Consider the following 25,624-nt stretch of genomic DNA (forward strand, 5'->3'; position numbering starts at 1 on the left):
AGAGGATGACATGAAGATTAAAAAGACACTGTTTGCTGTTGCTGCCGCACTGGCAATGGTTCCCATGGCCAGCCAGGCCCTTGAGTTCCGTTCCTCTGACGTCCACAACAGCGAGGAATACCCCACCGTTACCGCCGTCAAGTTCATGAGCGAACACCTGAAAAAGGCCAGCGGCGGCAAACATTCGATCAAGGTTTTCAACAAGGGCGCCCTGGGCTCTGAAAAAGAAACCGTGGACCAGGTGAAGATTGGCGCGCTCGACATGACGCGCGTCAACATCAGTCCGATGAACTCCATCTGCGCCAAGACGAATATTCCGGTGCTGCCTTTCCTGTTCCGCTCGGTCGATCATCTGCACAATGTGCTGGACGGCCCGATTGGCGAGGAGATCGCCAAAGACTGCGAAGCTCAGGGTTTCATCCTGTTGGCCTACTACGACTCCGGCTCACGCTCGGTTTACAGCAAAAAACCCGTCAAATCGATTGCCGACACCAAGGGCATGAAAATTCGCGTGCAGCAGTCAGACCTGTGGGTCGGTGTGGCCACCGCCATGGGTGCCAACCCCACGCCCATGCCGGCCGGTGAGGTGTTGACCGCGCTGAAGACCGGCCTGGTCGACGCCGCTGAAAACAACTACCCGTCCTACGGATCCGGCTTCCGCCATTTCGAGGCGGCCAAGTACTACAACAAGACCGAACACTCGATGGCGCCAGAAGTGCTGCTCTTTTCCAAGCTCATCTGGGACAAGCTACCCAAGGCAGAACAGGACATGGTCCGTGCCGCTGCCAAGGCGTCGGTCCCCTTCAACCGCCAGGCATGGGCTGCCTACGAGAAGAAAGAGCTGGACATGGTCAAAGCCGCCGGCACGGAGATTGTCGAAGTCGACAAAAAGTCCTTCCAGGACGCGATGACACCGGTGTATGACAAGTTTGCCGGCACGCCCGACATGAAGCGCCTGGTCAAGGCCGTGATGGACACCAAGTAAATCCCTGGTTTCCTGAACTTCCCGGCGCCGCGCCGCCGGGAAGTTGTTCCCCTTACCGGAGCCGCACGTGCTTTTTTATACCCGCTTTTGCGCCCTGTTGTCCAAGCTCAGCCTGATGCTTGCGGTGGCCGGGCTGATCGTCCTGATCGCCTGTGTGCAATACCAGGTGGTTGGCCGCTACGTTTTCAACGACACCCCCACCTGGGCTGAAGCCCTGGCCTTGCTGCTGGTTCTGTACATCACGGCGCTGGGCGTGGCCGTAGGTGTGCGCGACGCAGGGCATATCGGCATGGACTCGATTGTGAGTCTGTTGCCTGAAAAATTCCGCCTGAAGCTGGAGATCGTCATTCACCTGCTGGTGGGCCTCTTCGGCGCCCTCATGGTGCAAAACGGCTGGTTGTGGACCACCATGAAATGGAACGACAAAAAACCCATGCTGTCGGTTCCTTCCGGCCTTGATTTTCTGCCGCTGGTGATTGCCGGCGTGCTGATCGTCCTGTTTTCTATCGAACATATTATTGCCCTGCTGCAGGGCAAAGAGGTGATTCCCGCATGGAACTGACTGTCCTTGGTTTGACTTTTGCAGCGCTGCTGCTCATCGGTGTGCCGGTGGCGTTTGCGGTGGGCTTGGCGTCCGTGGCGACGATTATGGTGGCCGGTTTGCCGGTTGCGGTCGTGTTCCAGAAGATGGTCGGCGGCATGCAGGTGTTTTCTTTTCTCGCCATTCCGTTTTTCATTTTTGCTGGCGAGCTGATGCTGCATGGCGGCATTGCCGACCGCATTGTCCGCTTGGCCAACAGCCTGGTTGGCCACGTGCGTGGTGGTCTGGGCATGTCCAACGTGGTCGGCTGCACCTTGTTCGGTGGCGTGGCTGGCTCGCCGCTGGCCGACGTGTCGGCCATGGGCTCGGTCATGATTCCGCTCATGAAGAAGGAAGGCTACGACGCCGACTATGCGGTCAACGTCACCACCCACGCCTCGCTGGTGGGTGCCCTGATGCCGACCAGCCACAACATCATTTTGTTCACCCTGGCCACTGCTGGCCTGGCCTCGGTCAGTGTGCTCGGCATGATCATGGCCTGCCTGATTCCTGCGCTGATCCTGACGCTGCTGAACCTGGCCGCGGCCTATGGTGTGGCGGTGAAACGTGGTTATCCCACACACGGCAAGTTTGCCGGCTGGGTAGAAGTGGCGCGTAGTTTTGCCGTGGCCCTGCCTGGCTTGCTGATCATTGCCATCATCCTGGTCGGCATTTTGTCCGGCGTCTTCACCGCCACCGAATCAGCCGCCACGGCGGTGTTGTGGGCATTGATCGTCACCATTGTGGTTTACCGCTCGCTGTCCTGGAAGGACTTCATCAAGTCCTGCGCCAAGGCCTGCAAGACCACCGGCGTGGTGCTGCTGCTGATCGGCATTTCATCGGCTTTCGGCTACTTCCTTGCCCTGTATGACGTGCCGCAGCGCACCGGTGAATTGATGAGTTCTATCACCCAGACGCCCTGGATGATCTTTTTGATGATCAACCTGATGCTGTTTGTGCTGGGCACTTTTCTGGACATGGCGCCCACCTTGCTGATCTGCACGCCGGTTTTCTTGCCCATCGCCCAGCAATACGGCATGGACCCAACGCAGTTTGGCGTGATGATTCTGATTAACTGCGCGCTGGGCCTGAACACGCCGCCTGTGGGTACCACCCAGTTTGTGGGGTGTGCCATCGCGGGCATCTCGGTCAGTGACGTGATGAAGTCCATCTGGCCGTTTTATGGCGCCCTGATTGCCGCGCTGATGTTGGTGACTTACGTCCCCGCTGTGTCGCTTTGGTTGCCAAACCTGATCATGGGCAAGTAGAGATTTTTGCATCATCACAACGGGGGCTTCCCATGACAACAGGAACTTCATTGCGACGGGGGCTGATGCCAGCGGTGTTTGCTGCCGCTGTGGTTGCAGCGGGCGTCAGCAACGCGGCCACTTGGGTTTACGCGGCCAACGCCGACAGCCAGGACATCTCGGTGTTTCAGCTGGACCGTGCAGCGAGTCAGCTCAAGCCGGTGGCCACGGTGCCGGTGGGCGGCACCGTCATGCCCATGGTGGTGAGCCGCGACAAGAAATTCCTGTATATAGCGAGCCGCTCCCAACCGTTTCGCGTCACCACCTTTGCCATTGACAGCAACACCGGCGGGCTCAAGAAGCTGGGTGAGGCGGCGCTGGCCGACAGCATGGCCAACATCGACCTGGACCCAACCGGCAAGTGGCTGTTCGCCGCCTCTTATGGCGGCAACAAGATCACCGTCAACAGCATTGGCAACGATGGCCTGGTGGGCGCGGTGCAGCAACTGATACGTACCGCGCCGAATGCGCATGCCATCCATGCCGATGCCTCCGGCCGTTATGTATTTGCCACCAGCCTGGGCGGCGACAACCTGTCGAGCTGGAAGTTTGATCCGGCCAGCGGCATGCTAAGCGCCAACGAGCCGCCGCTGGTGAATGTGTCTCCGGCCAAAACCGGACCGCGCCACTTTCTTTGGGACAAGGCGCAGAAGTATGTGTACCTGCTCAATGAACTTGACGGTGGCGTGGATGTGTTTGCTTATGACGGCGCCAGGGGTGGCATGAGCCACCTGCAGCGCAGCACGGTGGTGCCGCCGGGCTTTTCCGGCAAGGTCTGGGCGGCCGACCTGCAGATCGCACCCGACGGAAAGTTCCTCTACGGTTCGGAACGCACCTCCAGCACCCTGACCACCTTCAAAGTCGATGGCGCCACCGGGCGGCTGCAGGTTGTGGGTCAGACCCCGACCGAGAAGACGCCACGTGGCTTCGCCTTGGATTCCAGCGGGCGCTTCTTGGTCGCCGCCGGGCAGGAGTCGCACGGCGTCTCGCTGCATGCGATTGACAGCGCCACCGGCCTGCCCGGTGCGGGCAAGAGCCAGCCCGCTGGTAAAAACCCGAACTGGGTCGAAATTGTCGACTTCTGATGATCGCTGAGACACGCCAGCCCATCTCCATCCGCATGCATGATGCGGACAACGTGGCCATTGTCGCCAACGACGGCGGCTTGTTGCCGGGCGCCGTGTTTGCCGATGGTCTGGTGCTGGTTGATCGCATTCCGCAAGGCCACAAGGTGGCACTGGTCGATTTGCCCCACGGCACGGCGGTGCGGCGTTACAACGTGCCCATCGGTTATGCGCTAAAAGACATTCCCGCCGGGAGCTGGGTGCACGAGCGCCTGCTGGAAATGCCGGCGGCCCGTGGCCTCGAAGGCTTGCCTATCGCCACCGTCAAGCCGCCTGCGCAAGACCCGCTGGAGGGTTACACCTTCGAGGGTTACCGCAATGCCGACGGTTCGGTCGGCACCCGCAACATCCTGGCCATCACCACCACGGTGCAGTGTGTGGCCGGCGTGGTGGACTTTGCCGTCCAGCGCATCAAGGCCGAGCTGCTGCCGAAATTTCCCAACGTCGATGACGTGGTGGGTCTTGAACACACTTATGGATGCGGCGTGGCCATCGACGCGCCCGACGCCATCATCCCGATACGCACGCTGCGCAACATCAGCCTGAACCCCAATTTCGGCGGCGAAGTCATGGTGGTGAGCCTCGGTTGCGAGAAGCTGCAGCCCGAGCGGCTGCTGCCGCCGGGCTCTATTCCGATTGTCGACCAGCGCGATGTCCCCGCCGGCGGGGAAGTGCAAGTGGACCCATCTCTCGACGTGGTCTGCCTGCAGTCCGAAAACCATGTCGGCTTCATGTCAATGATCGACGCCATCATGCAAGCCGCCGTGCTGCACCTTGAAAAGCTCGACGCGCGCCGCCGCGAGACCGTGTCCGCCAGCGAGCTGGTGGTCGGTGTGCAATGCGGCGGCAGCGACGCGTTTTCCGGCGTCACTGCCAATCCGGCGGTCGGTTTTTGCACCGATCTGCTGGTGCGCGCCGGCGCCAGCGTGATGTTTTCTGAAACCACCGAGGTGCGCGACGGTATCGACCAGCTCACCTCACGCGCGACCACGCCCGAAGTCGCGCAGGCCATGATCCGCGAGATGGCCTGGTACGACGCCTATTTGCAAAAAGGCCTTGTCGACCGCAGCGCCAACACCACGCCCGGCAATAAAAAGGGCGGCCTGTCCAACATCGTCGAAAAAGCCATGGGCTCCATCGTCAAGTCGGGCAGCTCACCCATCAGCGGTGTGCTGGGACCCGGCGAAAAGCTCAAACAGAAGGGCCTGATCTATGCGGCCACACCGGCCAGCGACTTCATCTGCGGCACGCTGCAGCTTGCCGCCGGCATGAACCTGCACGTCTTCACCACGGGCCGCGGCACACCTTATGGCCTGGCCGAATGCCCGGTGATCAAGGTCGCCACGCGCAGCGACCTGGCCAGGCGCTGGCACGACCTGATGGACATCAACGCCGGCCGCATCGCTGATGGCGAGGCCAGCATCGCCGACGTTGGCTGGGAGATGTTTCACCTGATGCTGGAAGTTGCCAGCGGCCGCAAGAAGACCTGGGCCGAACACTGGAAGCTGCACAACGCGCTGGTGCTGTTCAACCCGGCACCCGTGACATAAATCCGCCGGAAGCCGCTGCAGGCGCAGCGTCTTCCCTTCACTGCCCCGATATTTACAAGCGAGCACCCATGACACAAACCACCTCTTACCAGTCCTTTCCCAACAGCCTGAAGCGCGACCTGCTGGCCGGCAAAAAGCTGATCGGCTGCTGGTCCTCGCTGTCCAACGCCATCACCACAGAGGTGCTGGGCGTGGCCGGCTTTGACTGGATACTGCTCGATGGCGAACATTCGCCCAACGACATGGCCACCTACATCCCGCAACTGATGGCGCTGAAAGACAGCCGCAGCGCGCCGGTGGTTCGCCCAACGTCCAACAACTCGGTAGAACTCAAGCGTTTGCTCGACGCCGGCTTCTACAACTTCCTGATCCCCTTTGTCGAAAGCGCAGAAGAAGCTGCCAGCGCGGTGTCGGCCACGCGATATCCGCCGCAGGGCATTCGCGGCGTCTCGGTGTCCCAGCGTAGCAACCGCTACGGTACCGTGCCGGATTACCTCAAGTCCATCAACGACCACATCTGCGTGATGGTGCAGATCGAAAGCCGCGCCGGGATTGCTGCGGCGCGCGAGATCGCAGCCATCGACGGTGTGGACAGCCTTTTCGTCGGCCCGTCCGATCTGGCCGCCGCCCTGGGCCACCTCGGCAATGCCGGGCATCCGGAAGTGCAGGCAGCCATCGCCGCCATCTTTGCCGACTCCAAAGCCCATGGCAAACCGGTCGGCATTCTCGCGCCAGTTGAAGCCGACGCGCGCCGCTATATGGAGATGGGTGCGACTTTTGTTGGCGTCGGCAGTGACCTCGGCGTGTTCCGTGCCGCCACGCAGGCCCTGCGTGACAAGTATCTCGCCTGATTTTTTCTGACACCGCTATGTCGCCCGCACCCATGCTGCATGAACCACCGAAGGTGTGCGCAGACATGGATTGCGGGTCGAGGCCCGCAATGACAGACCGAGGGATGCGGGGCACGGAGAGTTCGTCTTGTCATTTGTCATCCCGGACCCGATCAGGGATCCATGGTTCCGCGTTCTGAATCGCGGGTTCTGGCCACAAGAATTTTTACTGAACAAGGAGTATTTTTATGAGCAAGCTGGGTTTTATCGGTCTGGGCATCATGGGCGCGCCGATGGCGGGCCATCTGGTCAAGGCCGGCCATGAGGTGTTTCTCACCACCCGCAGCAAGGTGCCCGCCGAGCTGCTGACCGGCCAGGCCGTGGCCTGCGCTTCGGCGCAAGAGGTCGCTGAAAAGGCCGACATCATTTTCATGATGCTGCCCGACACGCCCGATGTGGCCAAGGTATTGTTCGGTGACAAGGGCGTCGCCGCCGGCCTGAAGAGCAACGCAAAAGGCAAGACCGTCGTCGACATGAGCTCGATTTCGCCCATGGACACCAAGGACTTCGCCAAAAAGATCAACGAGCTCGGCTGCGACTACCTGGACGCGCCGGTCTCCGGCGGCGAGGTCGGCGCCAAGGCCGCCAGCCTGACCATCATGATCGGTGGGCCCGATGCCGCGTTTGAGCGCGTCAAACCGCTGTTTGAGCTGATGGGCAAAAACATTACCCTGGTCGGCGGCAACGGCGACGGCCAGACCTGCAAGGTGGCCAACCAGATCATCGTGGCACTCAACATCGCCGCTGTGGGTGAGGCCCTGCTGTTCGCCAGCAAGGCCGGCGCCGACCCGGCCAAGGTGCGTCAGGCGCTGATGGGCGGGTTTGCCGCCTCACGCATTCTTGAAGTGCATGGTGAACGCATGATCAAGCGCACCTTCAACCCGGGCTTTCGCATCGGCCTGCACCAGAAAGACCTGGGCCTGGCCCTGGCCGGCGCCCGCAGCCTCGGGGTGGCGCTTCCGCAAACTGCCAGCGCCGCGCAACTGATGCAGGTCTGCAGCGCCAACGGCATGCAGGACCTGGACCACTCCGCCCTGGTGCGTGCATTGGAACTGATGGCCGGCCATGAAGTCGCCAAGGCCTGATCGCCAAGTCGTTCAATTTTTGATTTTTTCAAGGAGACAGACATGACCCTCAATCGCCGCAAGGTTCTCGCATCCACCGTGGCCCTGGGCCTCGCCGCTGCTTCGGGCGTCCAGGCGCAGACCCAGGCCTGGCCGTCCAAACCGATTCGCCTGATCGTGCCTTACCCACCGGGCGGTTCGTCGGACATCATTGGCCGCTCCATCAGCCAGGCGCTGTCGGAAGCGCTCAAACAACCCGTCATTGTTGAAAACCGCGCAGGCGCTAACGGCAACCTCGGCGCCGACCTGGTCGCCAAGTCCGCGCCCGACGGCTACACGCTGCTGCTGTGCGACACCGGCGCGCTGGCCATCAGCCCGTCCGTCTACACCAAGCTGCAGTTCGACCCGAGCAAAGACCTGCGCGGCGTCACCATGCTGGCCTATTCGCCGCATTTGCTGGTGGTGCACCCCTCGGTGCCGGCCAACAACCTGAAAGAGCTGGTGGCACTGTCGCAAACAAAGCAGCTCAATTTCGCCGTCACCGCCATGGGCAGCGCACCACATCTGGCCGGTGTGTCGGTCGAGCGTGCCAGCCAGGCGAAGTGGCAATACATCCCCTACAAGGGCGGCGCGCAGGCCATCAACGACACGGTGGCCGGCCAGACCCAGGTGCTGATGAATGGCATGCTGGCCACGCTGCCCTTTGTGCAAAGCGGCCAGCTCAAGATTCTCGGCGTCTCGAAAGCCACACGCATGCCGCTGATTGGCAATGTGCCGACCCTTCAGGAGCAAGGCATCACCGGCTTTGAGTCCGGCACTTGGCAGGGTGTGCTGGTCGCTGCCGGCACGCCGCAGCCCATCGTGAACCGCCTGAACACCGAGCTGATCAAGATCATCCGCAGCCCGGAGATTCGCGCCAGGCTCAGCGGGCAGGGCGCAGAGGTGGTGACCATGAAACCTGTTGAGCAAGACCAATTTTTCAACCAGGAGCGAAAGCGATGGGCTGAAGTGGTAGCGCAAGCCGGCATCAAGCTGGACTGACTGAATTCCAAAACAAATCAAGTGCGTTGCCACCGGCGGGGTGGCAGCGTTGGGGAGGCGCGTGTGAAACCCGCTGGATGAGCCCCATTTTTATCAATCAGGAGACAGACATGCGTACATTTACAAAAACCCTCTTGTGCCTTTCACTGGCACTCGGCGCCAGTGCTGGCATAGCCCAGACAAAACTCAGGGCCTGGAACATCCACCCCGACGGTTATCCGGTGACCGAGGCCATGAAAAGCTTTGCCGAGCAGGTAGGCAAGGCGACGCAAAATCGCTACCAGATCGAAATTTTCTCCAACGGCTCTCTGGGCGATCAGCCCAAGGCGGTGCAAATGCTCAAAAGCGGCGAGATTGATTTGGCCGAGTTCAGCTCTGGCCCTTTGTCTGACGCGGTGCCGGGCATCAAGGTGCTCAACCTGCCATTTTTGTTTACCGACTCTGCCCACATGTTCCGCCACCTGGACGGCAAGTTGGGCGAGCGTTTTGCAGCCAACCTGAAATCCGCCGGCTTTGTGGTGCTGGGCTGGTACGACGGCGGGGGCCGCTCCTTCTACTGTGCCAAGCCCATCAACACCCTGAAAGACCTGTCGGGCGCCAACATCCGCGTGCAGCAGTCCGAGATCTATATCGAGATGGTCAAGCTGATGGACGCCAAGCCGGTGGCCCTGCCTTTCAAGGACGTGCTGGGTGCCTTGCAAGAGGGCAAGGTTGACTGCGCCGAGAACAACATGCCGTCTTACGAATCAACCGGCCACTACAAGGTGGCAAAAAACGTGTTTGTCACCAACCACGTGGTGTCCGCCGAAGCGCTGGTGGTGTCCACCAAGCTCTGGGACAAGCTCAGCACCGAAGACAAGGCAGCTTTCTCGGCAGCGGGGCAAAAGTCTGCCACCTTGATGCGCGCCCTGTGGACCAACCGCGTTGCGACAGCTCTGGAACTGACGACCAAGCAGGGCTCCACTTTTGTCAAACCGCGTGATGTGTCGCCCATGGTGCGGCGCATGAGCCCGCTGTACGGCAAGTACATGGCCGACCCGACCACACGCGAAGAGTTGCTGACCATCATCGCCAAGTAAAACGGCTGCCCCACTTCGGTGGGGCGACTTTATCGTCATGCTGCATGCTATTAAGTTAATAGCAAACTATTCTCGTCGTTAAAGGGCAAACTGGCGATTTGGCGTATAAGAAAAAGTGAGCTTGCTACTGTATTGATAGTAGCAAGTTCCCGTGTTTAAGGGTCCGGAAGCCTAAAACCCTTAAAAAACCTTTGGGCGCAGCCCGCGCTTCAGGCCCTGCGCCTTTGCAGTGCCCGCTCAAGCACTTCAAACAGCGCCTCGCTCAGCAGCGCCAGCACCGTGGCGGGCAGGGCGCCGGCCAGAAGCAACTGGCGATCGTTCAGCGCCAGGCCGGTCACAATGCGTTCACCATAACCGCCGGCACCGATGAAAGCGGCAATCGTCGCCGTGCCTATGGCAATCGACATGGCGGTGCGCACACCCGCAATGATGGTGGGCAGCGCCAGCGGCAGCTCGACCTCGCGCATGCGCTGGGCCGGCGTCATGCCCAGCGCCTGCCCGGCCAGGCGCAGGCCGCTTGAGACCTCGCCCAGGCCTGTCACGGTGTTGCGCATGATGGGCAGCAGCGCGTACAGCATCAGCGCAATCAGCGCCGGCACAGTCCCAATCAGGCCCAGTACAGAAATCAGCATGGCCAGCAACGCCAGCGAGGGCACGGTTTGCAGCAGGCTGGTGGCGCCCAGCACCAGCGCGCGCAGGCGCGGGTGCGGAAACACCCACACCGCCAGCGGAATGCCCAGCAGCGCTGCACCGCCGACCGAGATCAAGGTCAGCGCCAGGTGCTGGCGTGTCAGCCGCGCCAGGTCGGGGCCAAACAGTTTGGCCCAGAAGCCGCGCTCGCCGGCATCGGTACCTGTGCCTGCCGCCGCGCTTGTTCCGCCTGCCTTCGCCGTGATGTGATCTCTGGCGATCACGTCAAAGGCCACACCTTTCAGCTCTGCCCGCGCGTTCATCGCAATCATCGCGGTCTCATTGATGCTGCCCTCCAGCTTTTGCAGCGCCGCCCAGGCTTTGGGAAAACGCTGCGGCACATCCAGCCGGTACAGCAGCACCGCGTCATAACGCGGAAAGTAGGCCTTGTCGTCCGCCAGCACACGCAGGCCCAGGTGGCCAATCTTGGCGTCGGTGGTGTAGATGTCGATCACGTCCACCTGCTTTTGCGCAATCGCGTCATAAGCCAGCCCGTGGTCCAGCGCCACCGGCACCTGCGCCGCGCCGTACTGCTGCGCCAGGCCCTTCCAGCCGTCGGCCCGGCCTATGAATTCGTTCGACAGGCCCAGCTTGAGCGCCGGGTGTTTGGCCAGGTCGCTCAGTGACGTGATGCCCAGGCGCTGCGCATTGTCTTCACGCATGGCCAGCGCGTAGCCGTCGTTAAAACCCAGCGGCACCGCCAGACCCAGGCCCAGCGGCGCCAGCGCGGTGTTCATCGCCTGCAGCGTCATCGGCGTTTTGTTTTTCAGAATCTCCAGGCTGATGGTGCCCACGTACTCCGGGTAGATGTCAATGCTGCCGGACCGCAGCGCCTCATAAACAATCGCCGTGTTGCCCAGGCCCTGCAGCACCGACGGCGGCGTGGGTGTGTGCGGCACCGCCGTCTGCGCCAGCACCTGCGCCAGGATGTAAGACTCGGTGAAACGTTTGGAGCCTATGCGCAGCGTGTCGTTGGCAGGCGGTGCGGCCAGGGCCAGGCTGCTGACAAAGGCCAGCAACACGGCGATGCAGGTGGTGAGGGCAGGGCGGCGGGGCGTCATGCAGCGAGTATCGCCGCGCCAGTCACCCGTGCCAACCGACCCGTTTTGTCATCCTGGACCAAGCCTGTCCCGGACCTGATCCGGGAATCCGGGATCCATGCGACATGAACCAGCGGCGCGGGTGGGCGGGCATGGATTGCGGGTCAGACCCGCAATGACAGAGCAGGTCATCCCCGCCTCCTGGCCGTCACACTTCCCCCTGACTGTCATCCCGGACCAGATCCGGGATCCATGCAACATGAATCAGCGGCGCGGATGGGCGGGCATGGATTGCGGGTCAGGCCCGCAATGACAAGGCTGGTCATCCCAGCCCAGCCTGTCATCCCGGACTTTCCCCGTGTCATCCCGGACACCGATCCGGGATCCATGCCCCCGACCCCGCCTTTGCTCGACCCCGCCCCAAGCCCCGAATCCATCCCTGTGGCAGACTGCATTCCACCCAAACACACCCACCCAACAAACAAACCCCCATGACCATCCAGCTCTACGCCTTCGACACCCCCAACGGCCGCAAGATCAGCGTCGCGCTTGAAGAAATGGGCCTGCCTTACGAAGTGCATGTCGTCGACATCACCAAGGGCGAGCAGACCGCACCCGACTTCCTGAAGATCAGCCCCAACAACAAGATCCCCGCCATCATCGATACCAACGGCCCGGGGGGTGAGGCCATCAGCGTCTTCGAGTCCGGCGCCATCCTGATCTACCTGGCCGAAAAGACCGGCACCTTTCTGCCCAGAGACCCGCGCGCTCGCGTCGCGGTCATGGAGTGGCTGATGTTCCAGATGGGCGGCTTCGGCCCCATGCCCGGCCAGGTGCACCACTTCATTGCTTTGACAAACGAAGCCGACCGCCGCTACGGCCTGGAGCGCTTCATGGCCGAAACCCAACGCCTCTACGGCGTGATGGACCGCCGCCTGGCCGACCATGCCTTCTTCGCCGGCGAAGAAATTTCAATAGCCGACTTCGCCATCGTCGGCTGGGTCTGGCGGCATGAGCGGCACAAGATCGATCTGGCGGATTTTCCGAATGTGGCGCGGTGGTATGCGGCGATGATGGCGCGGCCGGCCGTGACGCGTGGGTTCGCAGTGGCACTGAAGCGCATCTGACCTTTGGGCTTGACAGTCAAGCTGTCGGTATGTACCGTGGTAGATACCACTTCAGGAGGCACGCACCATGCACCAAACCGCCAAGATATTTACCACCGGCCGCAGCCAAGCCGTCCGCCTGCCGCTGGAGTTCCGTTTCGACGTTTCTGAAGTCTTTATCCGCCACGACCCTGTCACCGGCGACGTGGTGCTGTCACGTAAACCGACTGACTGGCAAGGCCTGCTCGACGCGGTTGCGCAGAACAAGGACGATGACCTGCTGATCGAACGCCGTCAGACCCGCACGCGACGTGATCCCTTTGAGGGCGTGGAGGAATGAGCCAGCGCTACATGCTGGATACCAATGTGGTCAGCCACATCATGCAGGGGCGGGACGCGGCGCTGCTGGCGCGCCTCACGGCTTTGCCTGTGGGGCAGGTAGTGATGTCCAGCATCACCCTGGCAGAGCTGGAGTACGGCCTGCACCGCAAAGGGCAGCCGCCGCGATTGAGAGACGCCATGACCCAGGTGCTGCTGCGCATGGATGTTCTGCCGTGGGATGAAGCCGCCGCCACTTGCTACGGTGCCATGTGCGCCACCCTTGAAATCCAGGGCATCAACCTGAGCGACTTCGACATGACGATCGCCGCCCACGCCGTCGCGGTGGACGCAACCCTGGTCAGCCGTGACAAGGCATTTGCCCAAGTGCCTGCGGGGTCGACGTATCGCTTGAAGCTGGAGGTTTGGTAGCTCGTGCGACAGATCGAATGAGGGGTGCCTCACAGTAGAGGCTCGCCTAGAATGCCCGCAGAGGGGAAATCGTAAAAGCCGGCGTCTCCCTCGTCGCACTTCAAAACAACGCGTCGCGCAGAGGAAGCTCTTAACCGTGCCTTTAAGCTGGAACGAAATCAAATCCCGCGCGCTGACCTTCAGCCGCACTTGGGCCGACGCCGCCAACGAAGACAGTCAGGGCAAACCGTTCTGGATTGATTTTTTCGAGATTTTCGGCATCACCGACAAACGTGTGGCCACCTTTGAGCACGCCGTCAGAAAGCTGTTGGGTGACAAGGCGAAGGTCGATGGATTTGTGGACTTGTTCTGGCCCGGCATGCTGCTGGTTGAGCAGAAGTCGCGCGGCAAAAACCTGGACGCAGCGCTTACGCAGGCGCTGTCTTATTTTTCGGGCATTGCCGAGCGTGATCTGCCCCAAATCATAATTGAATCGCCCCGTATTTTGAGGGGCTCAAATCTCTGAGAGGATTGAGCCATGAAGAAGTCAAACAAGTTTTCACCCGAGGTTCGGGAACGCGCAGTGCGCATGGTGCAGGAGCACCGAGGCGAGTATCCCTCGCTGTGGGCGGCCATTGAATCCATCGCACCCAAGATTGGCTGCGTGCCGCAGACGCTCAATGAATGGGTCAAGCGCGTAGAGGTCGATGCCGGCATGCGCGACGGCGTTACTACCGCAGAGGCGCAGCGTGTGAAGGAGCTGGAGCGCGAGGTCAAGGAACTGCGCCGGGCCAACGAGATTCTTAAGCTGGCGAGTGCTTTTTTTGCATCGGCGGAGCTCGACCGCCGACTCAAGTCCTGAGAGACTTCATCGACCAGCATCGCCACACCTACGGGGTCGAGCCGATCTGCAAAGTTCTGCAGATTGCCCCGTCAGGCTATCGCCGTCATGCGGCCCAGCGGCGTGACCCTGATTTGCGCTGCGCACGCGCCAAGACGGACGACACCCTCAAGCCGGAGATCCAGAGGGTCTGGCAGGCCAATATGCGGGTCTATGGTGCCGACAAGGTCTGCAAACAGATGAGGCGCGAAGGTATGGCGGTAGCACGCTGCACGGTCGAGCGGTTGATGCGAAGCTTGGGCTTGCGTGGTGTGCGCCGTGGCAAGGTAGTGCGCACGACCATAGGGGATATGACCGCTGCCCGCCCACTGGATCGGGTCAATCGACAGTTCAAGGCCGATCGGCCCAATCAGCTATGGGTGTCGGACTTCACGTATGTCTCGACCTGGCAGGGCTGGCAATACGTGGCCTTTGTGATTGACGTCTACGCTCGCCGAATTGTGGGCTGGCGCCAGAGCAGTTCCATGCGAACAGACTTCGTGCTGGATGCACTGGAGCAAGCCTTGTGTGACCGCCAACCCGGACGTTGCGATGCCTTGATTCACCACAGCGACAGGGGTTCGCAATATGTATCCATTCGGTACAGCGAACGTCTGGCCGAAGCAGGCATTGAGCCCTCTGTGGGCAGCAAAGGCGACAGTTATGACAACGCTTTGGCTGAAACCATCAACGGCCTGTACAAGACCGAATTAATTCACCGCCGGGCGCCTTGGAAGACCAAGGAGTCACTGGAACTTGCTACGCTTGAATGGGTGTCCTGGTTTAACCACCACCGACTGCTGGAGCCCATCGGATACATTCCCCCTGCCGAAGCTGAAGAAAATTACTATCGACAATTAGCCAGTCAGGCCGTCATGTCGGTCTTACTTAACCCAACGGGCCTCCACTAAACCCGGGGCGATTCACCGTACTCTTGGGGTCAGCCTGAAGTCGGCATGGTTTATGTCTCACCGTGTCCGCGAAGCGATGCGTGATAACGGCCTGCAAGTGTTCGGTTCCGGTGGTGGTGTTATGGAAGTGGATGAAACATTTATCGGCCATGACAAGACCGTCAAGCCCAAGGGCGAACGCAAGGGCCGGGGATACGCTCACAAGAATAAGGTTCTCTCGCTGGTGGATCGCGACACGGGGCGTTCACGCTCAATCGTGATTGACGACATGAAGGGCACCACGATCATTCCGATCTTGGAGGCCAACATTGCCCGCGAGGCGCGTGTTATGACCGATGAGGCCCCTCACTACGGCGTAGTGGGTCGTCTGTTCAATGGCGGCCACGGGTAAACGCATCACAGCAAGGGCGAGTACGTGTCCAAGATTGATAAGACCATCCACACCAACACCATTGAAGGCTTCTTCTCGGTGTTCAAGCGTGGCATGAAGGGTGTGTACCAGCATTGCGGTCACAACCATCTGAACCGCTATCTTGCTGAATTTGACTTCAGGTATTCCAATTGCGCTGCATTGGGCATTACGGACACAATGCGCGCCGAGTCGCTGCTCTTGGGGGTTAAGGGCAAGCGGCTCATGTATCAAATGGCTCATTGATGAAAACAAACACCGAAAAAGAAAGCGGTGATGTGCCGCCCGATGATTCAAAACAATCCGCAGCCTTCCTCAGGACGGCTGCGGAATTGGTTGGTGATGGTGTTGATGGCTCCGAATTTATGCGAGCCATGGGTTTTGTGCAGGGCGCAACAGGCACCTTGACACCGAAGAAAGACGCTGGCACCATGAAGGTGAGCAGCAAGAAAAGTGGCAGTGACCGATAGCTCATGATGCGTACGGTTTTCCAGGGGCTCAGCCTGGGGAATGTCAGTTTTACGTCACCTTATGAGGGCTATACCGACAATTGCGCGCTGCTCCCCGCGCATCCTCTACAAACCTTTAACAGCGAGTCGCCAAAAGCACTCGCTGTTTTCATTTAATGCGTCCCGCTGCTGCCTTGGCTTTTTCTAATGCCTCATCGATCAATGGACCGGGCACCCAAACGGACTCTTTACCCTGATGGACGCGCTGCCACTCAAAGACGTTTTCAGGGTTGGCGTAGCCCAGATCAGCAAGTACCCGCTTCACGGGTCTTACCTTCGCACCAAAGCCACGCGGATGGTCTGCGCCAACAATGCCCATCAGATCTTTAGATTCGACGCCATCGCTTCCCGCTTCATAAATCCTTGAAAGGAAGGCGGCGGCTAGGCTGGCTTCATTTACATAGGCACGAGGCTTGCGGAATTCAGCAAAAATATCAGGCGCTTCATTGGTGGTGATGATGGGTGCGATTAGTTGCGCTCGAGCTGGAACAGGCCGAGTGAGATTGACTGACGCCGCCACCGGCCCCGGTTTGGCTACAGCCTGCGGCGCAATTTCCTTGGCCAAAGCTAGCGCCTCCTTGAGGGTGTCAGCCTCAATTTGCACGCCGTTCACGTTGATCTTGTATGCCATGCCTCTATTCTGAGGGGGCCGTCATGGTTCCGTCAACCAAAACCGCTTGGTTTGGTTTGATTCAATCAAACTGTTACACTTTAATTGGGGGTACGCGAAGTACAACATCACCTTTCTTTTGCTTACTTTTCTTTGGCGAGACAAAGAAAAGTGAGTTGCTGCCGGGCAACCCCCGGCCAACAGCAGCAGGCTAACCACACGGCATGAACCACCAACAAGGATCCCGGATCAAGTCCGAGATGACCCATCCAGCGTCGCCAACAAAAAAGGCTTCAAAACCGAAGTTCTGAAGCCTTTTTGGCTTGGTCTCAGCGCAGGGCTGAGACGGCTGGGTTGCAGGGCTTAGTAGCCGCCGCGACCACCGCCGCCGCCGCCGTAACCGCCACCGCCGGAACGATCGCCGCCGCCGCCGCCACCGTAGCCGCCGCCACCACCGCCGCCGCCGAAGCCGCCGCTACGTGGAGGACGAGCCTCCATCGGACGCGCTTCGTTCACAGTGATGCTGCGACCGCCGAGGGACTGGCCGTTCATGCCGGCAATTGCGGCTTGAGCTTCGGCATCGTTGCCCATTTCGACAAAGCCGAAACCTTTGGAGCGACCGGTGTCACGTTCCATCATGACTTTGGCGCTGGTGACAGAGCCGTACTGGCCGAAAGACTGTTGCAGATCTTCGTCACGGACGGTGTATGGCAGGTTGCCGACGTAAAGTTTATTGCCCATAGGGATTCCTCAAAAATACATAAAACAAAAGCGATGGAGTCCCGAAAGCACAACAAACCTAAGAAGTACCGCCGTAGCGCGCGAAACTGACCGATCACTAACTTGTGCGGGTGTATTTACACCGACACCCCCCGATTATGCGTTAGGAAACGCGCAAGCACTACATTACTTTTGCAGAAAGGGCAAGATAAACGCGGCCAGGTCGGCCCTGACGCTCTCCAAATCGCCGCCGGCTCGCTTCTTTGCTATGAATTGAATAGCTAACCACCCGCGTCAACAATGGGCCAAATTCCATGCCCCTGTGTCACCCGGACGAAAATTGCCTGACATGAGTTCATCGTCCTGGCCTCCGACATTTTTTTCCAGCAAACACACCGGGGCCGCCGCGCGGGCCTGATCCACCGCCAACAAGCTGCCCCCCCCCCCCTCCCTGAGAAGAAAACAGCCCTTGCGCGAGGAGCCGCCATCAGCCGCCCGGTTCCGTGCCCATGGCACACCGGACGGGCGTCCTACAGGGCGGTCGCGGTTGCAAATTGGTAACAATACGTTACACTCGCTTTTATTAATTACTAGGTACTTTTATGAATCCTATCGTTCTAAGCAGCTACCAGCCCATGTATGTTGTTCTGTCCTTTATGTTGGCCGCAGCAGGATCCTTTGTGGCGCTCACAGCAGCCACCCGCATCAAGCAGGCCGACGGCAGTTTCAGCACGACCAACACCCTGGCCGCCGGCCTGGCGCTGGGCGGCATCGGCGTCTGGGCCATGCATTTTGTCGGCATGCTGGCGCTCAAGCTGGATGTAGCAAGCAGTTACGCCATGGTGGAAACCGGCGTGTCACTGCTTGCAGCCATTGTGGCCGCCTCGCTGGCCCTGGGTTATGTCGCCCGCGCACCGGAGCGTCTGAGCCGGATGGTGGTGGCGGGCGCCCTGCTGGGCATGAGCGTGGTGGTGATGCATTACCTCGGCATGTACGGCATGAAAATCGGCGGCTATATCCAGTGGGACTACGCCATCGTCGCCGCGTCCATCGCGATTGCCGTGGTGGCCGCGACCGCCGCCCTGTGGCTGGCCTTCAACACAGCCTCGCTGCTCAAGCGTTTGGTCGCGGCACTGGTGATGGCGGTGGCGGTCTGCGCCATGCACTACACCGGCATGGCCGCCGCAGAATTTGTCTGCACCACCGCCAAGCGCAGCGCCATCCCCCAGGGCTTCGGCTATGTAAGTTCGTTCAGTATTTCCTCAATGGTGATCATCGCTACCCTGTCCATGATGTTCCTGATTGCGATGAGCCTGCTGTTCCAACCCGTAGTCGCAGCAAACGGACACAAACTGCAGGCCAAGCCTTCACGCGGATAACACCGGGAGCGCACCGCCTTCCTGCGCCATCTTGCCGCGGTCGCAGCAAGCCGCCATTGACACGGCGAAGTGCACGTAATTGGCGGCACACTCCCGGCGCCGCGCTGGCCACTTTGTGGGGTGATCACCAGAACGCCACCGGCGTGGCCCATACGTCTGCATGCCCTGCGCTCTGTTGACCATTTGCTATCAATTGAATAGCTGTCTGCGCACACCAGAAAAGGGCCAGAGGCCGACTTGAGTCATGGCACTCAAAGACTGCGCTGGTTCACCCTTTTCGACAGCGCCTCGGCGCTCTCCTTGCGCTCGCTGTAGCGGTCCACCAGATACGGCGACACGTCGCGCGTGAGCAGCGTGAACTTGACGAGTTCTTCCATAACATCGACCACGCGGTCGTAATACGCCGACGGTTTCATGCGCCCGGCCTCATCAAACTCCAGAAAAGCCTTGGCGACGGACGACTGGTTCGGGATCGTCAACATACGCATCCAGCGGCCCAGCACACGCAACTGGTTCACCGCGTTGAAGGACTGCGAGCCGCCGCTGACCTGCATCAGCGCGAGGGTTTTGCCCTGGGTCGGCCGCACTGCCCCGTCGGCCAGTGGGATCCAGTCAATCTGCGACTTCATGATGCCGGTCATGGCACCGTGGCGCTCGGGCGAGGTCCAGACCATGCCTTCGGCCCACTGCGCCAGTTGCCGCAGCTCTGCGACTTTCGGGTGGCTGTCGGGCGCGTCGTCGGGCAGCGGCAGACCGCGCGGATCGAATGTTTTTGTTTCCGCGCCCATGGCTCGAAGCAGGCGCGCGGCTTCTTCGCTGAGCAGCCGGCTGTAAGAGCGCTCGCGCACCGAGCCGTAGAGCAACAAAATGCGCGGCGCATGGGCCGAGGGGCGCAAGGCCTGCAACGCTGACGCCTCCGGCACAACGAACAGGGTTTGATCGATGTTGGGAAAGTCGTCAAGCGCCGGCAACACGTTCACCCTTCTCGTTGATCACCCGTTCACCATCTTCCTTGGTGAAAGCGCCCTGCTGCGGCGCCGGCAGGATATCCAGCACGGCTTCGGAGGGACGGCACAGCCGCGTGCCCAGCGGCGTCACGACGATCGGGCGATTCATCAGAATAGGGTGGGCCAGCATGGCGTCCAGCAACTGGTCGTCCGTCAGCGCCAGGTTGTCCAGCCCGAGCTCGGCATAGGGCGTGCCCTTTTGCCGCATCACATCGCGCACCGGCACGTTCATGGCCGCAATCAGTTGTTGCAGCGTCTCGCGGCCGGGCGGGTGTTTCAGGTACTCGATGACCTCGGGCTCGGCGCCGCTGTTGCGGATCAGCGCCAGCGTGTTGCGCGAGGTGCCGCACTGGGGGTTGTGATAAATCGTGATGTCGGCCATGACTTTTTCCTTGTTCGCTTGTTTTACTTCGATAATTCAATTATATTTGAATTATGGAAATAAAACCCCTTGACGAAGTTTCAGCGGTGCGCGCGCTGGCCGCACTGGCGCAGGCGCAGCGGCTGCGTACCTTCCGCGCGCTGGTGGTGGCCGGGCCTGACGGCCTGACGCCGGGCGCGATTGCCGACAAGCTCGAAGTGGCACCCAGCGCCCTGTCCTTCCATCTGAAAGAACTCGCCCATTCCGGCCTGGTGAGCAGCGAGCCGCGCGGTCGCAACCTGATCTACCGCGCCAACTTCGGGCAGATGAACGCCCTGCTGGGTTATCTGACCGAACACTGCTGCCAGGGCGAGGCCTGCGAGGTCGCCGATGACGCCGCATGCAGCACCTGCTGAATGAATTCTTGACCCCACCAGGACTTCACATGAGTGATCACACCTCCGCACTTCGCCGTTCCCCCGCTGCGTCCGGGCCGCTGGCGCGCAGTGGCATGCTGAAGGCGTTTGCGTTGGGCCTGGCCAGCGTCGCCGTGATGCTGGTCTTGCGCAGCATTCCACTCGCCGGACAACTCTGGGACCGGCCGGAACTGGCGCGCGTGAGCCAAGCGCCGATGCTTGCCGCGACGGAAAAGTCGCATGCAGACCTGGCTTTCAGGTGCTGCTGAAACCCGCCTTTCCATGAACCTCGCCGAAACCTTGAACCTCGGGTGCCTGTGCCGCACCTTGAACCCCGAGCGCTTGCGCCAGCAGCTTGAAACCGACCCCTGCCTGCAAGGCATGCTGGACGGGCTGGCCACCACCCACCCGCACCTGTTTTCTGACACCGCCGTGTTTGTCGATCCGGGCATGCGCGCCGCAGTCGGCCAGGCGATTGCAGCCATCGAGCGCGTGGTCGCCCTGCCCGCCTACCAGCAAGAGGCGCTGACCCATGCGCCGGAGATCGCGCAGCATCAGTTCGGCCCCGCAGGCGTTTTCATGGGCTACGACTTCCACCTTGGCGAAGACGGCCCACGGCTGATCGAGATCAACACCAACGCCGGCGGCGCCTTGCTCAACGCCGCGCTGGCACGCGCACACCGCGACTGCTGCGAACCGATGCAGGGCCTGATGGACGCGTCCAGCGACCTGTTACACATCAACCAGGCCTTCGTGGACATGTTCCGCGCCGAGTGGCAGGCCCAGCGTGGCACGCGGCCGCTGCGCAATGTGCTGATCACCGACGATGCACCGCAGGCCCAATACCTGGCGCCCGAATTTGCCTTGGCGCGGCAGTTGCTCATCGCGCACGGCATCATGGCCGCCGTGGGTGATGCGCGTGAACTGTCATGGAAAGACGGTGCGCTGTGGCACCCGGCACTGCCGGGAGCTGTGGTTGATCTGGTTTACAACCGTCTAACCGACTTCAGCCTGTCTGAACCCAGCCATGCCGCGCTGCGCAGTGCCTATGTGGCCGGCGCGGCGGTCGTCACGCCGCACCCGCGCGCACACGCCCTGTTTGCCGACAAGCGAAACCTCATCACGCTCGGCGACGATGTGTTGCTGGCTTCCTGGGGCGTGTCTGCCGAAGACCGGCGCATTCTGCAAGCGGTGGTCCCGCACACCGAACGGGTCACCGCCGAACATGCGGACGATCTCTGGGCGCGCCGCCGCCAGCTCTTCTTCAAGCCGGTGGCGGGTTACGGTGCCAAGGCCGCCTACCGTGGCGACAAACTCACCAAAAGCGTCTGGGCCCACATCACGGCAGGCGGCTTTATCGCCCAGGCGCTGGTGCCGCCCAGCGAAAGAATGGTCGATGTGGACGGTGTGGCGACGCGCCTGAAGCTGGACATACGCGCCTACACCTTTCGCGGTCAGGTGCAACTGCTGGCCGCGCGCACCTACACCGGTCAAACCACCAATTTCCGCACGGCTGGAGGCGGCTTTTCGCCGGTAGTGGTCTTGCCCGCCATTGCGCAGGATGCAAACGCCGGCCCTCGCCCGCCCCGCACCGACTGCCTTCCTTCCTCTCCCTAAAAAAAAAACCGGAGCCGTCATGAAACGCTTTCATGTGCACATGCATGTCGAAGATCTCGGCAAAAACATCGCCTTTTATTCCGCCATGTTTCATCAGCCTCCCGCCCGGACCGAAGCCGACTATGCCAAGTGGATGCTGCAGGACCCACCGGTCAACTTCGCCATCTCCACACGCGGCAGTGCCACTGGCGTGGACCACCTGGGCATCCAGGTGGAATCCACCGATCAACTTGCCGAACTGCGAGCCCACGCCAGGGACGCCGAGCTCGCTCTGCAGGACGACGGAGAGACCACCTGTTGTTATGCGCGCAGCGACAAATACTGGCTGACCGACCCGCAGGGCGTGGCCTGGGAGCAGTTCCACACACTGGACGGCATTCCGGTATTCAGCGAGCAGCAGTCTGAACAAAATACGACTCCAGCCCATGCCTGCTGTGCACCGGCAGCTACAAAAAATGTAGCGAACACCCTCTCCAAAACCTGCTGCTGAAAGAACCACCATGGCTGACCGCGTGATCAACGTCCTGTTTCTGTGCACCCACAACTCGGCCCGCAGCATCGTGGCCGAAACCGCTCTGAACCACATGGCCAAGGGCCGCTTCAGGGCCTTCTCGGCGGGCAGCAGCCCGCGCCACAACCAGCAGCCGAATCCGCTGGCGCTGAAGGTGCTGCACAACGCCGACATCTCCACAGAAGACCTGCGCAGCAAAAGCTGGGACGAGTTCGCCGCAGCCGACGCGCCCCCCATGCATCTCGTCATTACCGTGTGCGACAACGCCGCCGGCGAGGTCTGCCCCTACTGGCCCGGCCAGCCGGCCACCGCGCATTGGGGGTATGCCGATCCGTCCGAAGTGCCGGGCGACGAGGCGGAAAAACTTGAAGCCTTTCGCCTGACCCTCCCGGCCATACGCCGCCGGCTGGACCTCCTGACCAACCTGCCGCCCGAAAAACTCGAGCGCGCCATGGTGCAGCAAAGCGCGCGCGAACTGGCGCGGTCATGAGCAACACCGCAGCCGCCGAGGTTGCAACGCTCCGCCTGACGCACCGACTCTTCGCCGAATTTCTGGGCACGGCCGCCCTGCTCTGCGCCGTCATCGGTTCAGGCATCATGGCCGAGCGCCTGGCCGGCGGCAACACGGCCATCGCCCTGCTGGCCAACACGCTGGCCACCGTGTTTACGCTGTATGTGCTGATTGAAACCCTGGGCCCGGTCAGCGGCGCACACTTTAACCCGCTGGTGACCCTGCTTGTGTGGTCAAAAATGCCTGCGGCCCCTGGCGGGCAAGCGCAAGTAGCTCTCTTTTTCATAGCAGTCCAACTCTCGGGCGCCGTGGTCGGGGCCTGGCTGGCGCACGCAATGTTCGACATGAGCGTGTTGCAGTTAAGCAGCAAGCTGCGCAGCGGCTGGGGCCAGTGGCTGGCCGAAGCGGTGGCCACCGCCGGGCTGATCCTGGTGATCCTGCGCGCACCGGCCGGCAAGGCGGCGGCGCTGGTGGCTTGTTATATAGGCGCGGCCTACTGGTTCACGGCCAGCACCTCGTTCGCCAACCCGGCCGCGGTGCTGGGGCGAATGCTGTCGGACAGCTTTGCCGGCATCGCGCCCGCTAATGCGCCGGGTTTTGTGATCGCTGAAGCCGCCGGCGCGCTTATCGGCGTGTTGCTGAGTCGTGCACTGGGGCCCACGCCCGCCGAAACCGCGAGCTAGCCAACCTTTCCCCTCACGTTGCCACCGGATCGCTGTCGGCCCTGACCTGCCCATGATGCAACACCGCAGCCTCACAGTCGCCAGCCTGGGCATCGCCCAGACCCTGGCCTGGGCGTCGAGTTATTACCTGCCGGCGATGCTGGCAACCGCCATGGCGCGCGAGCTGGGCATCAGCACGCCGACGGTGTTTCTCGGTTTCTCACTCGCACTGGTGGTGTCTGCCCTGTTGGGGCCGTTGGCCGGCAAACTGATTGACCGCTACGGTGGCCGGCCGGTGCTGGTCGCGAACAGCTTTGTATTTGCTGCCGGGCTGGCCGGGCTGGCGGTGGCGCAGGGGCCGGTCGGCATGATGCTGGCCTGGGCCGTGCTCGGTGTGGCCATGGCCGCTGGCCTTTATGAAGCGGCTTTTGCAGCGCTGGTGCATTTGTATGGCAAGGACGCGCGCAGCGCCATCACCGGTATCACGCTGCTGGCCGGGTTTGCCAGCACCGTGGGCTGGCCGCTGACGGCCTGGCTGGAGCTCGAATGGGGCTGGCGCGCTGCCTGCATGGTCTGGGCCGGCCTGCACCTGGTGGTGGCGCTGCCGCTGAATCTGCTGCTGCCCGCTTCACCAGCCGCACGCGCAGCGCCACTTGAAGAAGCGCAAACAGCGCAAGCCTCCTCCGAACCCTTCAGCGCCCAGAACGCCAGCCGCACAGCGATGCTGCTGGCTTTTGTGTTTGCGGTGACCTGGTTCATCAGCACCGCGATGGCGGCACACCTGCCGCGCCTGCTGCAAATCCAGGGCGTGCCGCTGGCCACCGCGCTGATTTTTGCCGGGCTGGTCGGGCCAGCGCAGGTGGCCGGGCGCCTGCTGGAATACGGGCTGCTGAGCAACGTGCATCCGCTGATGTCGGCGCGTGTAGCCGGCGCCATGCACTCGGTGGGCGCCATGGCTTTTTTGTTCATCGGTGTGCCGGCCGGCGCCGTCTTCACGGTGCTGCACGGCGCCGGCAACGGCGTGCTGACAATTGCCAAGGGCACCTTGCCGCTGATGCTGTTCGGTGTCAAGGACTATGGCGCGCGCCAGGGCCTGCTGATGGTGCCGGCGCGTTTTGCGCAGGCGCTGTCGCCCTGGCTGTTCGGGCTGGCGCTGGACCGCTTCGGCGGCGCAGCCCTGTGGTTTTCAGCGGCGCTGGGGGCGCTGGCGTTTGCGGCCTTGATGGCGCTGCGTGATGCTTCTTCCATCACAACCCAGCGCGGGGATTGAATCACGCCAACAACTGCGCTGATCAGGATGAATTACTTGGCTACGAACCAAGGGGTCGTGGTTCAATTCCTGCCAACCGCACCATAAAACACCAGTGTTTTCAACAGCTTAGAGGCTCCACCCCCGATGCTGTTTTTCTTTGCTGAGGGACTTTTGGGGGACTCGGGCCACCCGTAGCGCCTGTTGCAACAAGTCCGCAGACGCTCCAAGCAGCAGGCTACGTCGTCACGCACGCCCGTGTTCAAAGCTATGGATTAGACGATTTCGATACGAAGACGTTCCACGCCTGGTCGTCTGGGCCTTCAAAAGTGAATGTTGCTGCGTCGACATGATTGCCAGTCTTGCCTGCGTAGTTGAAGGCGCTAATTAGGGGGACAGGCTGCGTCGTGCTAACAATTTCAATATCGAATTCCACACGTTGGATGCGAAGTCCTCCAGTGGAGGTCGGGGCATACACATCCTCAGTAAACGAAACATTGCCTTTAACGACGATGCCCGCTATGACTGGATAATTTTTTTCGTCAAGTAGTGCGGAAGCCAGCGGCCACAAATACACTGGAGCGTCATCTTTTCGCTTAAAGCCAACAATAGCATTCGTACTGAATCGCCCCGTATTTTGAGGAGGCTCAAATCTCTGAGAGGATTGAGCCATGAAGAAGTCAAACA

At 61.2% G+C, this 25,624-nt stretch carries 29 protein-coding genes, 1 pseudogene and 1 other annotated feature; of the genes and pseudogenes, 24 read left to right on the forward strand and 6 right to left on the reverse strand.

Going from position 1 to position 25,624, the window contains the following annotated elements; all coding sequences use genetic code 11:
* Window positions 1-10 precede the first annotated feature (10 nt).
* The 9 genes from IEX16_RS18640 to IEX16_RS18680 all read left to right on the forward strand — a co-directional run bounded on the left by IEX16_RS18640 (window position 11) and on the right by IEX16_RS18680 (window position 9,620).
* A complete protein-coding gene (locus IEX16_RS18640; RefSeq protein WP_188709990.1) occupies window positions 11-985 on the forward strand; it encodes a TRAP transporter substrate-binding protein in 975 nt (324 codons plus the stop codon).
* 115 nt (window positions 986-1,100) lie between these two features.
* A complete protein-coding gene (locus tag IEX16_RS18645) occupies window positions 1,101-1,547 on the forward strand; it encodes a TRAP transporter small permease (protein ID WP_188710040.1) in 447 nt (148 codons plus the stop codon).
* Window positions 1,538-2,833, forward strand: coding sequence for a TRAP transporter large permease (locus IEX16_RS18650; RefSeq protein ID WP_188709991.1), 1,296 nt, complete (start codon window positions 1,538-1,540; stop codon window positions 2,831-2,833). The genes IEX16_RS18645 and IEX16_RS18650 overlap by 10 nt, the downstream gene beginning before the upstream one ends.
* 32 nt (window positions 2,834-2,865) lie before the next feature.
* Window positions 2,866-3,957: a lactonase family protein gene (locus IEX16_RS18655; protein WP_188709992.1), complete on the forward strand. Its 1,092-nt coding sequence runs from the start codon at window positions 2,866-2,868 to the stop codon at window positions 3,955-3,957.
* Window positions 3,957-5,546 (forward strand): galactarate dehydratase, encoded by a 1,590-nt coding sequence (gene garD / locus IEX16_RS18660; protein WP_188709993.1) that lies wholly within the window; start codon window positions 3,957-3,959, stop codon window positions 5,544-5,546. Before IEX16_RS18655 ends, garD begins: the two co-directional genes overlap by 1 nt.
* A gap of 68 nt (window positions 5,547-5,614) precedes the next feature.
* Entirely contained in the window at window positions 5,615-6,397 is a 783-nt protein-coding gene (garL, locus tag IEX16_RS18665) for a 2-dehydro-3-deoxyglucarate aldolase (RefSeq protein ID WP_188709994.1), read from the forward strand.
* 227 nt (window positions 6,398-6,624) lie between these two features.
* Window positions 6,625-7,521: a 2-hydroxy-3-oxopropionate reductase gene (gene glxR / locus IEX16_RS18670; protein ID WP_188709995.1), complete on the forward strand. Its 897-nt coding sequence runs from the start codon at window positions 6,625-6,627 to the stop codon at window positions 7,519-7,521.
* A 42-nt stretch (window positions 7,522-7,563) separates the two neighbouring features.
* Window positions 7,564-8,541 carry a Bug family tripartite tricarboxylate transporter substrate binding protein gene (locus tag IEX16_RS18675; protein WP_188709996.1) on the forward strand — a complete coding sequence of 326 codons (978 nt, stop codon included), beginning with the start codon at window positions 7,564-7,566 and terminating at the stop codon, window positions 8,539-8,541.
* A gap of 110 nt (window positions 8,542-8,651) precedes the next feature.
* Window positions 8,652-9,620, forward strand: coding sequence for a TRAP transporter substrate-binding protein (locus IEX16_RS18680; RefSeq protein ID WP_188709997.1), 969 nt, complete (start codon window positions 8,652-8,654; stop codon window positions 9,618-9,620).
* A gap of 209 nt (window positions 9,621-9,829) precedes the next feature.
* Here the strand turns inward: IEX16_RS18680 and IEX16_RS18685 are convergent, their stop codons facing one another.
* Entirely contained in the window at window positions 9,830-11,371 is a 1,542-nt protein-coding gene (locus IEX16_RS18685; protein WP_188709998.1) for a glycine betaine ABC transporter substrate-binding protein, read from the reverse strand.
* A 470-nt stretch (window positions 11,372-11,841) separates the two neighbouring features.
* Between IEX16_RS18685 and IEX16_RS18690 the strand changes: the two genes are divergently transcribed.
* The 7 genes and pseudogenes from IEX16_RS18690 (at window position 11,842) to IEX16_RS18720 (ending at window position 15,855) form a co-directional block, all read left to right on the forward strand.
* On the forward strand, window positions 11,842-12,477 hold the full coding sequence (locus IEX16_RS18690) for a glutathione S-transferase family protein (protein ID WP_188709999.1): 636 nt from the start codon (window positions 11,842-11,844) through the stop codon (window positions 12,475-12,477).
* A 67-nt stretch (window positions 12,478-12,544) separates the two neighbouring features.
* A complete protein-coding gene (locus IEX16_RS18695; protein WP_188710001.1) occupies window positions 12,545-12,796 on the forward strand; it encodes an antitoxin in 252 nt (83 codons plus the stop codon).
* A complete protein-coding gene (locus IEX16_RS18700) occupies window positions 12,793-13,206 on the forward strand; it encodes a type II toxin-antitoxin system VapC family toxin (RefSeq protein ID WP_229676433.1) in 414 nt (137 codons plus the stop codon). Before IEX16_RS18695 ends, IEX16_RS18700 begins: the two co-directional genes overlap by 4 nt.
* 136 nt (window positions 13,207-13,342) lie before the next feature.
* Entirely contained in the window at window positions 13,343-13,711 is a 369-nt protein-coding gene (locus IEX16_RS18705; protein WP_229676434.1) for a type IIL restriction-modification enzyme MmeI, read from the forward strand.
* 12 nt (window positions 13,712-13,723) lie between these two features.
* A protein-coding gene (locus IEX16_RS18710) for an IS3 family transposase (protein WP_229676435.1) occupies window positions 13,724-14,976 on the forward strand; the annotation gives its coding sequence in 2 pieces (ribosomal slippage) (window positions 13,724-14,012 and window positions 14,012-14,976; 1,254 coding nt in all).
* Window positions 14,002-14,118, forward strand: a sequence feature (AL1L pseudoknot). (Overlaps the previous gene by 117 nt.)
* Window positions 14,966-15,631, forward strand: a pseudogene (locus IEX16_RS18715) (IS1595 family transposase); the annotation flags it as partial. The gene IEX16_RS18710 and the pseudogene IEX16_RS18715, both read left to right, overlap by 11 nt.
* Window positions 15,631-15,855: a hypothetical protein gene (locus IEX16_RS18720; protein ID WP_188710005.1), complete on the forward strand. Its 225-nt coding sequence runs from the start codon at window positions 15,631-15,633 to the stop codon at window positions 15,853-15,855. The pseudogene IEX16_RS18715 and the gene IEX16_RS18720, both read left to right, overlap by 1 nt.
* Before the next feature lie 148 nt (window positions 15,856-16,003).
* On the opposite strand, the gene IEX16_RS18725 is transcribed toward IEX16_RS18720, so the two are convergent.
* A complete protein-coding gene (locus IEX16_RS18725) occupies window positions 16,004-16,525 on the reverse strand; it encodes a hypothetical protein (RefSeq protein ID WP_188710007.1) in 522 nt (173 codons plus the stop codon).
* A gap of 342 nt (window positions 16,526-16,867) precedes the next feature.
* Window positions 16,868-17,245, reverse strand: coding sequence for an RNA-binding regulator (gene rbp / locus IEX16_RS18730; RefSeq protein WP_188710009.1), 378 nt, complete (start codon window positions 17,243-17,245; stop codon window positions 16,868-16,870).
* Window positions 17,246-17,826: 581 nt separating this feature from the next.
* Between rbp and IEX16_RS18735 the strand changes: the two genes are divergently transcribed.
* Window positions 17,827-18,603 carry an MHYT domain-containing protein gene (locus tag IEX16_RS18735; RefSeq protein WP_188710011.1) on the forward strand — a complete coding sequence of 259 codons (777 nt, stop codon included), beginning with the start codon at window positions 17,827-17,829 and terminating at the stop codon, window positions 18,601-18,603.
* 251 nt (window positions 18,604-18,854) lie between these two features.
* Here the strand turns inward: IEX16_RS18735 and arsH are convergent, their stop codons facing one another.
* Together arsH and arsC are read right to left on the reverse strand one after the other, a co-directional pair.
* A complete protein-coding gene (gene arsH / locus IEX16_RS18740; RefSeq protein WP_188710017.1) occupies window positions 18,855-19,577 on the reverse strand; it encodes an arsenical resistance protein ArsH in 723 nt (240 codons plus the stop codon).
* Entirely contained in the window at window positions 19,561-19,992 is a 432-nt protein-coding gene (gene arsC / locus IEX16_RS18745; protein ID WP_188710019.1) for an arsenate reductase (glutaredoxin), read from the reverse strand. The genes arsH and arsC overlap by 17 nt, the downstream gene beginning before the upstream one ends.
* Window positions 19,993-20,045: 53 nt before the next feature.
* On the opposite strand from arsC, the gene IEX16_RS18750 reads away from it, so the two are divergent.
* Genes IEX16_RS18750 through IEX16_RS18780 form a run of 7 tightly spaced genes read left to right on the forward strand, consistent with a single transcriptional unit; the run spans window position 20,046 to window position 24,958 of the window.
* Window positions 20,046-20,387: an ArsR/SmtB family transcription factor gene (locus IEX16_RS18750; RefSeq protein ID WP_188710021.1), complete on the forward strand. Its 342-nt coding sequence runs from the start codon at window positions 20,046-20,048 to the stop codon at window positions 20,385-20,387.
* A gap of 29 nt (window positions 20,388-20,416) precedes the next feature.
* Complete coding sequence (locus IEX16_RS18755) at window positions 20,417-20,656, forward strand: hypothetical protein (RefSeq protein WP_188710023.1); 240 nt, start codon at window positions 20,417-20,419, stop codon at window positions 20,654-20,656.
* A complete protein-coding gene (locus IEX16_RS18760; RefSeq protein ID WP_229676436.1) occupies window positions 20,628-22,004 on the forward strand; it encodes a hypothetical protein in 1,377 nt (458 codons plus the stop codon). Before IEX16_RS18755 ends, IEX16_RS18760 begins: the two co-directional genes overlap by 29 nt.
* Before the next feature lie 19 nt (window positions 22,005-22,023).
* Window positions 22,024-22,494 carry an ArsI/CadI family heavy metal resistance metalloenzyme gene (locus IEX16_RS18765; RefSeq protein WP_188710025.1) on the forward strand — a complete coding sequence of 157 codons (471 nt, stop codon included), beginning with the start codon at window positions 22,024-22,026 and terminating at the stop codon, window positions 22,492-22,494.
* 10 nt (window positions 22,495-22,504) lie between these two features.
* Complete coding sequence (locus IEX16_RS18770) at window positions 22,505-23,005, forward strand: arsenate reductase ArsC (protein ID WP_188710026.1); 501 nt, start codon at window positions 22,505-22,507, stop codon at window positions 23,003-23,005.
* The gene (locus IEX16_RS18775) at window positions 23,002-23,709 is read left to right on the forward strand and encodes an aquaporin (protein WP_188710027.1); all 708 of its coding nucleotides are present in this window, start codon (window positions 23,002-23,004) and stop codon (window positions 23,707-23,709) included. Before IEX16_RS18770 ends, IEX16_RS18775 begins: the two co-directional genes overlap by 4 nt.
* 55 nt (window positions 23,710-23,764) lie before the next feature.
* Window positions 23,765-24,958: an MFS transporter gene (locus IEX16_RS18780; protein ID WP_229676437.1), complete on the forward strand. Its 1,194-nt coding sequence runs from the start codon at window positions 23,765-23,767 to the stop codon at window positions 24,956-24,958.
* A gap of 247 nt (window positions 24,959-25,205) precedes the next feature.
* Here IEX16_RS18780 and IEX16_RS18785 read toward each other — a convergent pair.
* Window positions 25,206-25,624 (reverse strand): hypothetical protein (locus IEX16_RS18785; RefSeq protein ID WP_229676438.1); only part of this gene is annotated, 419 nt, incomplete at its 5' end.

Source organism: Polaromonas eurypsychrophila (assembly GCF_014641715.1).
In the GTDB taxonomy this organism is placed as follows: domain Bacteria; phylum Pseudomonadota; class Gammaproteobacteria; order Burkholderiales; family Burkholderiaceae_C; genus Polaromonas; species Polaromonas eurypsychrophila.